At 70.8% G+C, this 13,489-nt stretch carries 8 protein-coding genes; 2 read left to right on the top strand and 6 right to left on the bottom strand.

Annotated features, from left to right (window positions below; all coding sequences use genetic code 11):
- Positions 1-18 precede the first annotated feature (18 nt).
- Positions 19-1,935 carry a M13 family metallopeptidase gene (locus QM779_RS07610; RefSeq protein WP_428533830.1) on the top strand — a complete coding sequence of 639 codons (1,917 nt, stop codon included), beginning with the start codon at positions 19-21 and terminating at the stop codon, positions 1,933-1,935.
- A complete protein-coding gene (nhaA, locus tag QM779_RS07615) occupies positions 1,932-3,251 on the top strand; it encodes a Na+/H+ antiporter NhaA (RefSeq protein WP_428533832.1) in 1,320 nt (439 codons plus the stop codon). Before QM779_RS07610 ends, nhaA begins: the two co-directional genes overlap by 4 nt.
- Before the next feature lie 677 nt (positions 3,252-3,928).
- Here nhaA and QM779_RS07620 read toward each other — a convergent pair.
- From QM779_RS07620 to nuoL, 6 genes are all read right to left on the bottom strand, one after another.
- On the bottom strand, positions 3,929-5,353 hold the full coding sequence (locus QM779_RS07620; protein ID WP_428533834.1) for an amidase: 1,425 nt from the start codon (positions 5,351-5,353) through the stop codon (positions 3,929-3,931).
- Positions 5,353-6,708 carry an NAD(P)/FAD-dependent oxidoreductase gene (locus QM779_RS07625; RefSeq protein ID WP_428533836.1) on the bottom strand — a complete coding sequence of 452 codons (1,356 nt, stop codon included), beginning with the start codon at positions 6,706-6,708 and terminating at the stop codon, positions 5,353-5,355. Before QM779_RS07625 ends, QM779_RS07620 begins: the two co-directional genes overlap by 1 nt.
- 764 nt (positions 6,709-7,472) lie before the next feature.
- Positions 7,473-8,486 (bottom strand): polyprenyl synthetase family protein, encoded by a 1,014-nt coding sequence (locus QM779_RS07630; RefSeq protein ID WP_428533838.1) that lies wholly within the window; start codon positions 8,484-8,486, stop codon positions 7,473-7,475.
- A gap of 4 nt (positions 8,487-8,490) precedes the next feature.
- Positions 8,491-10,053: an NADH-quinone oxidoreductase subunit NuoN gene (gene nuoN, locus QM779_RS07635; protein WP_428533840.1), complete on the bottom strand. Its 1,563-nt coding sequence runs from the start codon at positions 10,051-10,053 to the stop codon at positions 8,491-8,493.
- Positions 10,050-11,567: an NADH-quinone oxidoreductase subunit M gene (locus QM779_RS07640; protein WP_428533842.1), complete on the bottom strand. Its 1,518-nt coding sequence runs from the start codon at positions 11,565-11,567 to the stop codon at positions 10,050-10,052. Before QM779_RS07640 ends, nuoN begins: the two co-directional genes overlap by 4 nt.
- Before the next feature lie 13 nt (positions 11,568-11,580).
- Positions 11,581-13,488, bottom strand: a complete 1,908-nt coding sequence (gene nuoL, locus QM779_RS07645; RefSeq protein ID WP_428533844.1) for an NADH-quinone oxidoreductase subunit L — start codon at positions 13,486-13,488, stop codon at positions 11,581-11,583.
- Between the last annotated feature and the right edge of the window lies 1 nt (position 13,489).

Consider the following 13,489-nt stretch of genomic DNA (forward strand, 5'->3'; position numbering starts at 1 on the left):
ACCGGTAACCTGTCGGACGTGACCGACTTCGACCTCGACACCGACATCCGCCCGCAGGACGACCTGTTCCGGCACGTCAACGGCCACTGGCTGGCCGCGACGGAGATCCCCGCGGACAAGCACGCGACCGGGGCCTTCATGGCCCTGCGGGACGCCTCCGAGCAGGCGATCAGGGAGATCGTGACCGGGCTGTCCGGCGCCGAGCCCGGAACCGAGGCGTACCTCGTCGAGCAGTTGTACGGCAGCTTCGCCGACACCGAGCGGGTGGACGCGGCAGGGCTCGAGCCGCTGCGTCCACTGCTGGCGGAGATCGACGCGATCGGCACCGTCGAGGACCTGCTCGACTACTTCGGACGCAGCATGCGCCGCGGCACCGGCGCGGTGATCGGCCTGGAGGTCGACTCCGACCCGGGTGAGCCCACCCGGTACGCGCTGTTCGTCGGCCAGTCCGGCATCGGCCTTCCCGACGAGGAGTACTACCGGCTCGAGCAGCACGCGGAGATCCTCGCCGCCTACCGCGACCACGTCGAGCGCACCCTGACCCTGGCCGGGCTCACGTCCAGCGGCTCCGGCCAGGTGGTCGGCCTCGAGACCGAGGTCGCTGCCCTGCACTGGGACAAGGTACGCACCCGCGACCTGCGCCAGATGTACAACCCGACGTCGCTCACCGACCTCGACGCCACCGGCGTCGCCTGGACGCGGGTGCTGGCGGCCGCCGGCGTCCCTGCCCTCGACGAGGTGGTGCTCGCCCAGCCGTCCTTCTTCTCCGACGTGGCGAGCCTGCTCACCGCGTCCCGGCTCGAGGACTGGAAGCAGTGGTGCCGCTGGAGCCTGGTGTCGTCACTGTCGCCGTACCTGCCCGACCCGCTCGTCCAGGCCCGGTTCGACTTCTACGGCACGGTCCTGCAGGGGATCCCGCAGCTGAAGGAGCGCTGGAAGCGCGGTGTCGAGCTGGTCGAGCGGACGCTGGGTGAGGCGGTCGGCAAGCTCTACGTCGAGCGGCACTTCCCGCCCGCGGCGAAGGAGCGCATGGACACCCTGGTGGCCAACCTCCTCGAGGCCTACCGGCAGTCGATCTCCAGCCTGGACTGGATGACCGAGCCCACCCGCGCCGAAGCGCTGAACAAGCTCGAGCGGTTCACCCCGAAGATCGGCTACCCCGACGTCTGGATGGACTACAGCGGGCTCGCCATCGTCCCCGGCGACCTGGTCGGCAACGTGCTGAGGGCAGCGGCGTTCCACACCGACGACGAGCTCTCGAAGCTGGGCGGCCCGATCCGTACCTGGGAGTGGCTGATGACGCCCCAGACCGTGAACGCGTATTACCATCCGCTGCGCAACGAGATCGTGTTCCCCGCGGCCATCCTGCAGCCGCCGTTCTTCGATTTCGAGGCCGACGACGCGGTCAACTACGGGGCGATCGGGGCGATCATCGGCCACGAGATCGGCCACGGCTTCGACGACCAGGGCTCCACCTGCGACGGCGAGGGCCGCCTGCGCGACTGGTGGACGCCGGAGGACAGGGAGGCGTTCACCGAGCGCACGAAGGCCCTGGTCGGCCAGTACTCCGCCCTCGCGCCCCGGCAGCTGCCGGACCTGCACGTGAACGGCGAGCTCACCATCGGGGAGAACATCGGCGACCTGGGCGGGGCCGCGATCGCGTACGACGCCTGGCAGCTGACCCTCGACAGGCCCGCCGAGGCGGTGGACGGGATCCCCGCCGACCAGAGGTTCTTCCTCTCCTGGGCCCGGGCCTGGCAGTCCAAGCGCAGGGACGAGGCACTGCGCCAGCAGATCGCGACCGACCCGCACTCCCCCGAGGAGTTCCGCTGCAACCAGGTCGTGCGCAACCTCCCGTCCTACTACGACGCCTTCGGTGTGACCGGCGAGGACGCCCATTGGCTGGCCCCCGAGGAGAGGGTCAAGATCTGGTGAACGGGCAGCCGGCGCCGGTCACCCTGGCCCGGGGTGCGTACGCGGAATTCGTGCGGGTGCAGGGCATTCTGCGCCGTGAATCGGTCGGCGGGATCCTGCTGCTGGTCGCGGCGGTGGCCGCCATGCTGGTCGCGAACCTCGCCCCTGACTTCTACTTCGGTCTCCGCGACCTGCATTTCGGCGGCACGGTGCTGGGCGTCGACCTCGACCTGTCGCTGGGCCACTGGGCGGCGGACGGGCTGCTCGCCGTGTTCTTCTTCCTGGTCGGGCTCGAGCTGAAGCACGAGTTCGTGGTCGGCGACCTGCGCGACTTCCGGACGGCGCTGGTGCCGGTCGTCGCCGCTGCGGGCGGGGTGGCCGTGCCGGCGCTGATCTTCCTGGCGTTCACCTTCACCGATCCCGTGGCGCGGCAGGGCTGGGCAATCCCTGCGGCCACCGACATCGCGTTCGCGCTCGCCGTCCTGGCGGTGATCGGGTCGCACCTGCCGGCCGCGCTGCGGACCTTCCTGCTCACGCTGGCGGTCGCCGACGACCTGATCGCGATCGCGATCATCGCGTTCTTCTACTCCCGGGACCTCGAACCCGGCCTCCTGCTCAGCGACGCGATCCCGCTCGTCATCTTCGCGCTGGTGGCGAACCGCGCGCAGGGGTTCCTGCTCACCCACACCTGGGCGCGATGGGCCCTGGTGCTGCCGCTGGGCGTGGTCACCTGGGCGCTCACCTACGCGTCCGGCGTCCACGCCACCGTCGCGGGCGTGCTGCTGGCGTTCTGCGTCCCCGTGCGGCCGCCGAGGGGCTCGGACGCCGAGCACGGCCTCGCCTCGGTGCTGGAGCACCGGATCCGGCCCTTCTCGGCCGGGGTCGCCGTGCCGGTGTTCGCGTTCTTCTCCGCAGGCGTCGCCCTGGGCGGCTGGCGGGGCTTCGTCGACGCGGTCACGAACCCGGTCGGCCTCGGCGTGATCGTCGGGCTGGTCGTCGGCAAGGCCATCGGGATCAGCGGGGCGACCTGGCTGGTCACCCGGCTGCGGCACGCGAGCCTCGACCCCGACCTGGCCTGGGTCGATGTGTTCGGGCTGGGGGTGATCGGCGGCATCGGCTTCACGGTGTCGCTGCTGGTCAGCGAGCTCAGCTTCGGCCAGGGGTCGGCGAACGACGACATCGGCAAGGTGGCGATCCTCACCGCGTCCGTGCTGGCCGCGCTGCTGGCGTCGGTCGTCCTCGGACTGCGGAATCGGCACTACCGCGAGGTCGAACGGGCCGAGCAGGTCGACGCGGACGCCGACGGCACCCCCGACGCGTTCCAGCCCCGCGGCTGATTGTCTCGAGAGACCCGCGTCGAGAGCCGAGGCCACTCGCCGAGAGCCCGCCTCCCGCGTCGAGGGCCACCGTTCCCGTCGAGCGCCACCGTCCGGACACGGGCCCTCGACGCGAACGGTGGCTCTGAAGCGCGAAGAGTGGCCCTCGGTGGCCCGACCATCGGTCCTAGAGGGGTCCGCACCCGGGCCCGCAGCCCGGCCGGCTCGGTGGGCCACCGTCCGTTGGGTGCCGGTGAAATCCCGGCTTTCGCCGGGATGACAGGCGGTACGGGCGGCGTCCCGGCTGCTGCCCGTCGTCCCGGGCGGCGCCCGCCATCCCGGTCGGAGCCAGCCATTCCGGCGGAGCCTGTCATCCCGGGCTTGACCCGGGATCTCTCCGAGAGCCCGACTCTCGCGTCCGGCCGGCTCGGTGGGCCGCCATCCGTTGGGTGCCCACGGAGATCCCGACTCCCGCGTCCGGCCGGCTCGGTGGGCCACCATCCGTTGGGTGCCCACGAGATCCCGGCCTTCGCCGGGATGACAGGAGGCACGGGCCGCGTCCCGGCCCAAACTGTCATCCCGGGCTTGACCCGGGATCTCTCCGAGAGCCCGACTCCCGCGTCGAGGGCCATCGGCAGCGGGCGCTCCCGCCGTTGCCGTGTGGAACGCCGGGCACGGTTCCTAGCGTGCCGCGCCGGCTACGCGGGATCCGCGACCAGGAAGGGGTGGCGCCAGCCGACGGCGGCCTCCAGCTGGGCCGAGACGGCCAGCAGGGTCTCCTCCTCGCCGAACCGTCCACCGAGCATCACGCCGATCGGGAGGACGCGTCCGTCCACAGCGGCGGTGTGCAGCGGCAGCGAGATCGCGGGGCGGCCCGACAAGTTGTAGACGCTCGTCCACGGCGTGAACCGGGTCTGGGCGGCGAAGTCCGCGGCCGGGTCTGCGTCGTCGCGCAGTTCCCCGACGAGCGACGGCGGCTGGGCGAGCGTCGGGGTGAGCACCACGTCGAAGTCGTCCCAGGCCAGCGCCACGTCCACCGTGAGCCGCTGGACGGCGCCGGCGGCCTCGGCGTACGCCACCCCGCTCGTGGCGCGGCCCTGCTCGCGCAGCCACCGGGTGAGCGGACGCAGCAGCGGCTCAGCCTCGGCCGGCAGCGGGATGGACGCCGCACCGACCGACCACAGCGCGCCGAACGCCTGCCACCGCTCGTAGCCGAACGGGACCGGCGCCTCGGTGACCTCGTGACCCAGCCGCTCGAGCGCGTCCGCCACCGCCCACGCCGCGTCCACGCACGCGGGGTGGACATCGGCCTCCGCGATCACCGGCGTCGTGAGGACGCCCACGCGCAGGCGCCCGGGCTCCCGGGCCGCCGCATCGGCGTAGCTCGTCGCCGGCAGCGGCGCGTGGTAGGTCTGGCCAACACCGCGTCCGGCCAACACGTCGAGCGCGGCTGCGGTGTCGGCGACTGTCCGGCTGAGCACGCCGTCGGTGCCGAGACCGGGCCCGGGCATCCGCAGTCCGCCCCCGCTGACCAGCCCGCGGCTGGCCTTCAGCCCGACGAGCCCGCACGCCGACGCGGGGATCCGGATCGACCCGCCCCCGTCCGAGCCATGCGCGATCGGGGCGAGCCCGGTGGCGACCGCCGCCGCGGCGCCGCCGCTGGAGCCGCCCGCCGAGCGCCGCAGGTCCCAGGGCGTCCGCGCGGCCGGAGCGCCCTCGGGTTCGGTGTAACAGGGCAGGCCGAACTCGGGCGTGGCGGTCTTCCCGGTCAGGACGGTGCCCGCCTCGGCGAACCACCCGACGATGTCGTCGTCCAGCTCGGCGACGGTGCCGCGCATGACCGCCGACCCGGCCTCCCAGCCGACGCCGGCGACGGGGTTCAGGTCCTTGATCGGGCAGGGGACGCCGAGCAGCGGCGCGGCCACGTCCCCGCGGGCGACGGCGGCGTCCACCTCGGCGGCGCGCGCCAGCGCCAGCTCCGGAGTGAGGCGGGCGAAGGCGCCGACCGCGTCCGACAGCCGCGCCGAGCGGTCGAGGTGCGCCTGCGCCACCGCCACGACAGTCGTCGCGCCGGTACGGATCGCGTCCGCCGTGGCGAGCGCGTCGAGGGCGGTGAGCTCCATCAGTGCTTGATCTTGCCCGGGTCGAGGGTGCCGGCGATCGTGGGCTGGAAGTCCTCGCCGAGTTGCTTGACCGCGAGCCGGCCGACCAGCTGCTGCTCGGTCGTCACCCGCTCCGAGCGGGCGCGTCCGACGAACGTGATCAGCCAATGCAGCAGCGTGGTGACCCGGTTCTTGAACCCGACGACGTAGATGAGGTGGACGAACAGCCACGCGAACCAGGCCGGGAAGCCGGTGAGCTCGAGCTTGCCGACCTTCGCAACCGCGCCGAACCGGCTGATCACGGCCATCGAGCCCTTGTCGTGGTAGGCGAAGTCCGCGGTCACGGGGGTGCCCTCGAGCTCGCCCCGGATCCGGGACGCCGCGTAGCGTCCGCCCTGGATGGCGACCTGCGCGACGCCCGGCAGCCCGTTCAGGCTGATCATGTCGCCGACGACCGACACCTCGGGGTGCCCGGGCAGCGTGAGGTCCGGGTTCACCTGGATCCGTCCGGCACGGTCGAGGCCCGCCCCGGACTGCTCGGCCAGGGTGCGTCCGAGCGGGCTCGCCTGGACGCCGGCCGCCCACACCTTGCAGGAGGAGGAGATCCGTTCCGTCCTGCCGTCGGAGTACTTCACGTCGAGGCCGGTGGCGTCCACGTTGGTCACCAGGGCGCCGAGGCGCACCTCGACACCGTTGTGCTCGAGCTCGGCCTTGGCCGCGGCGGACAGCTTCGGCCCGAAGGGGGCGAGCACGGCGCTGGCGCCGTCGAGGAGAAGGATCTGCGCCTGGCTGGTGTCGATGCGGCGGAAGCTCTTGCGGAGGGTGTGGTGGGCGAGCTCGGCGATCTGGCCGGCCATCTCGACGCCGGTCGGCCCTGCGCCGACCACGACGAAGTTCAGCAGCCGGCGGCGCTCGTCGAGGTCCTCGGTGAGTTCGGCCATCTCCAGCGAGCCGAAGATCCGGGCCCGCAACTCGAGCGCGTCGTCCACGCTCTTCATGCCGGGGGCGAAGGTGGCGAACTGGTCGTTGCCGAAGTAGGACTGGCCGGCGCCGGCGGCGACGATCAGGTAGTCGTACTTGAGGGCGACGATCTTGGCCAGCTTCTCCGCGACGACCACACGGCTGGTCAGGTTGATGCTGGTCACCTCGGCGAGGAGGACGGTCGCGTTGGCCTGGTTGCGCAGGATGTCGCGTGTGGCCGGCGCGATCTCGCCGGTGGAGAGGATCCCGGTGGCCACCTGGTACAGCAGCGGCTGGAACAGGTGGGCGACGGTCTTCGCGACCAGCGTGACGTCGACGTCCGCCTTCGCGAGGGCCTGGGCCGCGAACAGCCCGCCGAACCCTGACCCGATGATCACCACATGGGGACGGGACATGCCCACCTCCGTTCAGGAGCGCTTCCGCAGTGAGGCAACCCTAACCCGCCACGCCATCCGCGCGCTCCCGGGTCCTCCGCGGCATGGACAACGATGTCGCGGGTTCTCCCGACCCGTCCACCACAAAGTGGACGCTTCTGCGGCGTAGTCGCGACAAAGCGTCCACCTTGACGTGGACGGGAAGGCGAGACCCCGGGTCAAGCCCGGGGTGACAGTGGCGGCAGCAGCGCCCCCGGCCAGCACGTCCACCACAAAGTGGACGCTTCTGCGGCGAACTCACGACAAAGCGTCCACCTTGACGTGGACTGGAAGACGAGACCCCGGGTCAAGCCCGGGGTGACAGTGGCGGCAGCAGCGCCCCCGGCCCAGCACGTCCACCACAAAGTGGGCGCTTCTGCGGCGTAGTCACGACATAGCGTCCACCTTGACCACGACCGGGGCCACGTCCACTACAAGATGGACGCTTCTGCGGCGTAGTCGCGACAAAGCGTCCACCTTGACGTGGAGGGAGGGCGAGACCCCGGGTCAAGCCCGGGGTGACAGTGGCGGCAGCAGCGCCCCCGGCCTCCACGTCCACCGCAAAGTGGACGCTTCTGCGGCGTAGTCGCGACAAGGCGTCCACCTTGACGTGGACGGAAGGCGAGACCCCGGGTCAAGCCCGGGGTGACAGCGGCGGCAGCAGCGCCCCCGGCCCGCACGTCCACCACAAAGTGGACGGGACTGCGGCGAACTCGCGACAAAGCGTCCACCTTGGGTGGACGCGGCTACGAGGAGCGGGAGATGACGCCGTCGCAGAGGGCGGCGAGCGCGTCCTTCGCCGGGCCGTCGGGGAGCGGGGCGAGGTGGGCGCGCGCCACCTCGGCGCGGCGGTTCACCTCGCGCCTGGCCTCGGTCATGGCGGGGTGTGCGCGCATCAGGCCGAGGGCCTCGGCGAGGTCGGCGTCCGAGGAGAGGTCGGCGTCCAGCAGCGCCAGCAGGCGGGCGTCGGACGGGTCGGTGCTGCGCCGGGCGAGCAGTGTCGGCAGCGTGGGGACGCCGGCGCGCAGGTCGGTGCCCGGGGTCTTCCCCGAGGTGTCGCTGGCGATGTCGAGCAGGTCGTCGCTGAGCTGGAAGACAATCCCGATCTCCTCGCCGTACGCGGCCAGCGCGTCCAATTCCGCCTGCCCCACCCCGGCGACCATCCCGCCGAAGATCGCGGACGCGGCGATCAGCGAGCCGGTCTTGTCGGCGAGCACGTCCAGGTAGTGCTCGAGCAGGTCCTCGCCCTCGCGCGGGCCGCGGGTCTCCGCGATCTGGCCCTGCACGAGCCGCGCGAACGTGTCGGCCTGGAGCGTCACGTACTCGGTGCCGAGCGTGGCGACGATCGACGACGCCCGCGAGAACAGGAAGTCGCCGACCAGGATCGCCACCGTGTTGTCCCACCGCTGGTTCGCGCTCGGCGCACCGCGGCGGAGCTGGGCCTCGTCCATGACGTCGTCGTGGTACAGGCTCGCGACGTGGGTGAGCTCCATCACCAGCGCCGCCCTGACCACGGACTCGTCGTCCGAATCGGCGGCCAGCAGGGACGCGAGCACCACCAGCATCGGACGGAACCGCTTCCCGCCCGCCCGGATGCTGTGCTGCGCCGCTTCCGTGACGAAGTCGGTCTCCGCGACCGCCGCCTCGCCCAGGCGCTCCTCGATCCTGTCCAGCAGCCTCGTCACGCGGGCGGTGAACTCCTCGGGGAGCTCACCTGCGAGATCAGCAGCCTGGGACGCGAGGGACACGGCGGCCAGCATAGCCTCAGCGCAGGAACGTGCTGGCCGACAGCACGAGGTCCAGCAGCGGCCCCGGGAACAGCCCGAGGTACGCGGACGCGATCGCGCCGAGCCCCACCGGCACCCAGGTCATCCCGCTCGCCCTGCCCACGACGACCCCGTCCACCGGCTCGGAGAAGAACATCAGCACGATCACGCGCAGGTAGACGTACGCGGCCACCAGGCTGAGCACCACCGCGGCGATCACCAGCCACGAGTAGCCGCCGCGCCACGCCGCGGAGAACACCGCCCACTTGCCGATGAAGCCACCCGTCAGCGGGATGCCGGCGAAGCTCAGCATCAGCAGCCCGAAGATGCCGGCCAGCAGCGGGTTCCTGCGGCCCAGGCCCGCCCACTGCGAGATCGCGTGCGCCTCGCCGGTCTGGTCGCGCACCATCGTCACGATGGCGAACGCCGCCACCGTCGCGAACCCGTAGGCGATCAGGTAGAACAGGACGGCACCGAAGCTGTTCATCTGCCCGGTGACGCCGACGGTCGCACCGACCACCGCGACCAGGATGAACCCGGCGTGGGAGATCGAGCTGTAGGCCAGCAGGCGCTTCATGTCGGTCTGGGTCAGCGCGACCACGACCCCGACGGCCATCGTCACCACAGCGAGCACGGCCAGCAGCGGCTGCCAGGCCCAGCGCTCCGCGCCGAACGCCACGTAGAACACCCGCAGCACGGCGCCGACGGCGGCGAGCTTGGTGCAGATGGCCATGAAGCCGGTCACCGGCGTCGGGGCGCCGACGTACACGTCCGGCACCCAGTTGTGGAACGGCACCGCACCGATCTTGAACAGCAGGCCGACCCCGAGGAAGGCCATGCCCGTGTAGAGCAGGCCGCGGCCGTAGACCGGGTCGGAGATGGCCGCGTTGATGCCGCTCAGCTCGAACGAGCCGGAGAAGCCATAGACGAGCGCCATCCCGAACAGGAAGAACGCGCTGGACAGCGCGCCCAGCAGGAAGTACTTCAGTGCGGCCTCCTGGCTGAGCAGGCGGCGACGCCGGGCCATCCCGGAGAGCAGGTACAGCGGCAGCGACATGACCTCCAGCGCGACGAACGCGGTGAGCAGGTCGTTGGCCGCGCAGAACACCATCATCCCGGACAGGGAGAACAGCGCCAGCGGGAAGACCTCGCTGTGCTCGTGCCGGGCCGCGATGGCCTCGGCCTCCGCAGGGCTGCCCGGCACCGAGGCTGCGGACGCGGCGAACGAGGTCGCGCCGTTGTTCAGGTCACGCTCGGCGAAGACCAGCAGGCTCAGGAAGCCGAAGACGAGCAGCGCCGCCCACATCAGGTAGGACGGGCCGTCCAGGCTGATCGACCCCATCGCCATCAGGCCGAGGCTGTTCTTCGGCTGCGTCCACGACAGGGCGAGGAAGACGAAGGCCAGCGCGATCGCGAGCTCGAACAGCACGACCTGGGCGAGGAACCGCCAGCGCCGCGGCACGAGGGCCTCGACGAGGATCCCGACGCAGGCGGCCAGCAGCACCGTCAGGACGGGCGCGAGCTGCAACCACTCGAAGGTGGGCGCTGCGATGGTGTTCACTTGGCTTCCTCTCCCAGCGGCGCCACCGGGTCGGACACCCCGACGTGGCTCATGGTGGACTGCGCGACCGGCTCGATGACGCCCAGCGCGAGGTTGGGCGCGAAGCCGAGCAGCAGGATCACGGCGAGGACGGGCGCGGCCACCCACTTCTCGCGTGCGGTCGCGTCGGTCGTGAACGTGCGGGCCACCTCGTCGGTGACCGGGCCCGTCATGGTGCGCTGGTACATCCGCAGGATGTAGACCGCGGCCAGGACGGTGCCCAGGGTGGCGACAGCCGCGACACCGGGCTGCCGTGACCACGTCCCCGCCAGCACCATGAACTCCGAGACGAAGCTCGACATGCCGGGGAGGGCGAGGCCGGACAGGCCCGCCATCAGGAACACGCCGGAGAGCACGGGGGCAACCTTCTGGACGCCGCCGTAGTCGGCGACCAGGGCCGAGCCGCGGCGGGAGATCAGGAAGCCGATCACCAGGAACAGCGCGGCGGTCGAGAAGCCGTGGTTGACCATGTAGAAGATCGAGCCGGAGATCCCCGCGCTGGTGAAGGTGTAGATGCCGAGCACCATGAACCCGAAGTGGCTGATCGAGGTGTAGGCGACCAGGCGCAGCAGGTTGGTGCTGCCGATCGCCGCGATCGCGCCGTACAGGATGCTGATCAGCGCCAGCACGACCATCGCGGGGGCCACCCAGGTGCTGGCCTCCGGGAACAGCCACAGGCAGAACTTGATCATCCCGAAGGTGCCGATCTTGTCCAGGATGCCGACCAGCAGGACGGACGTCCCTGGCGTCGACTCCTCCGCCGCGGTGGGCAGCCAGGTGTGGACGGGAACCATGGGCGCCTTCACGATGAAGGCGACCAGGAAGCCGACCATGAGCCAGCGGCCGAGCATCGGGTCGATCTGCAGCTGGCTGAGCTCACTGAGCAGGTAGGTGGGCGCGCCGGTGAGCTGGACGGACACCGCGTACAGGCCGATCACCGACGCCAGCATGATCAGGCCGCCGCCGAGGCTGAACAGCAGGAACTTCACCGCGGCGTAGGCGCGCCGCGGGCCGCCGAAGCCGCCGATCAGGAAGTACATCGGGATCAGCGTCGCCTCGAAGAAGAGGTAGAACAGCAGCACGTCCTGCGCCATGAAGACGAACAGCGAGAGGCTTTCCAGCGCCAGCACCAGGGCGAAGAACACCTGCGGGGTCCAGCGGTCGCGTCCGGGGACCTTCCACTCGGCAAGCAGCACCACGGGCACGAGCAGGACGGTGAGCAGCACCATCACCAGCGCCATCCCGTCCACGCCGATCGCCCACCAGGCGCCGAACTGCGGGATCCAGGCCGACTTCTCGGCCAGGTCGGCGGCTCCGCCGCCCGCGTACACGACCGCGACGGCGATGCCGACCACGGCGGTGACCAGCGCGAACACCATGCCGACGCCGCGGGCGATCTGCTTGACCGGCAGGCACAGCACTCCGGCGCCGACCAGCGGGATCAGCCCGAGGAAGGTGAGCAGGGGGAATGTCATCTCAGCTCCTCCCTCAGCCCAGCTGGGTGAGGATCATCACGGCACCGACGACGAGCACGCCGATGGTCATCGTGAGCGCGTACGTTCGGACCTGGCCGGTCTGGAGGCGTCTGGTCTGCGAGGACAGCCCGGACATCATCGAGGCGCTGCCGTCGGCGAGGGCGTCGATGATCCGGTTGTCGTTGGCGACCAGGCCGCGGGCGGCGACGAGCGTCGGCTGCACGACCAGGGTGTTGTTGATCGCGTCGCCGAACAGGTCATTGCGTCCGGCCACCGTGAACGGGTTGGACGAGGCCGGCGCCACCGCGGGTACCGGCTTGGCCCCGAACAGGAACCAGGCCAGGGTCACCCCGGCGGCCACGACCAGCAGGGTCAGCCAGCCGATCGGGCCGGGCACCAGCGAGAGCTCCTCGACGTGGTTGCCGACCGCGGGCTCCAGCCACTCCTGGATCCACCAGTTCATCAGCAGGCCCGCGCCCACCGAGAACACCGCGAGGATGATCAGCGGGACGGTCATCACCTTCGGCGACTCGTGCGGGTGGACGCCCTTCTCCCACCGCTTCTCGCCGAGGAAGGTCATCAGCATCAGCCGGGTCATGTAGAAGGCGGTGACGCCTGCGCCGAGCAGCGCGCAGACGCCGGCGATCGTGCTCACCTGGAAGGCCGCCTCGATGATGTGGTCCTTGGAGAAGTAGCCGGCGAAGAACGGGAAGCCGATGATCGCCAGGTAGCCCATCGCGAAGGTGAGGAACGTGACCCGCATCACCTTCGCCAGCGCGCCGTAGTGGCGCATGTTCACGTCGTCGTCCATGCCGTGCATGACCGAACCGGCGCCGAGGAACATGTTCGCCTTGAAGAAGCCGTGCGTGAGCAGGTGGAAGATCGCGAACGCGTAGCCCACCGGGCCGAGGCCGGCGGCCAGCATCATGTAGCCGATCTGGCTCATCGTGGAGCCCGCCAGCACCTTCTTGATGTCGTCCTTGCTGGTGCCGATCCAGGCGCCGGCGAGGAGGGTGACGGTGCCGACGATGACGACGGCGGTCGTGGCAGCCTGCGACATCTCGAAGATCGCGTGGCTGCGCACGACGAGGTACACGCCGGCGGTGACCATGGTGGCCGCGTGGATCAGGGCCGAGACCGGGGTCGGGCCCTCCATCGCGTCCAGCAGCCAGGCCTGCAGCGGCACCTGCGCGGACTTGCCGCAGGCGCCCAGCAGGAGCAGCAGGCCGATCGTGGTCGCCCAGACGGCGTCGAGGTGCGCCGCGCCGGCGTTGACGGCGACGAACGCGGAGCTGCCGAACAGCGCCAGCATGCTCATCACGGCCATTGTCATGCCGAGGTCACCGACCCGGTTCATCACGAAGGCCTTCTTGGCCGCGGCCGCCGCGGACGGCTTGTGCTGCCAGAAGCCGATCAGCAAGTAGGACGCCAGGCCGACACCCTCCCAGCCGACGAACAGGACGAGGTAGTTGTCGGCCAGGACCAGCACCAGCATCGCGGCGATGAACAGGTTCAGGTAGGCGAAGAAGCGGCGGCGGCGCTCGTCGTGCGCCATGTAGCCGACCGAGTAGAGGTGGATCAGCGAGCCGACGCCGGTGATCAGCAGCGCGAACAGGATCGACAGCTGGTCGACCAGCAGGCCGGCGGACACCGTCCAGGAGCCGGTGGTGATCCAGTCGAACAGGGGGACGCTGACCGCGCGGGCCTCGGGAGCACTGAGCAGCTGCTGGGAGAACAGGCACACCGCGATGGCGAAGCTGAATCCGACGGCGGCGACGCCGAGCCAGTGGCCGACGCGGTCGAGGATGCTGCCGAACAGCAGCAGGACGGCGGCCATCACCAGCGGCACGGCGATCATCAGCCAGGCGTAGGAGAACATGCCGGTCGCTGCGACGGGGGCCAGGGTTTCCAGGGTGGTCATC

The organism is Propionicimonas sp. (assembly GCF_049840635.1).
Classification (GTDB): domain Bacteria; phylum Actinomycetota; class Actinomycetes; order Propionibacteriales; family Propionibacteriaceae; genus Propionicimonas.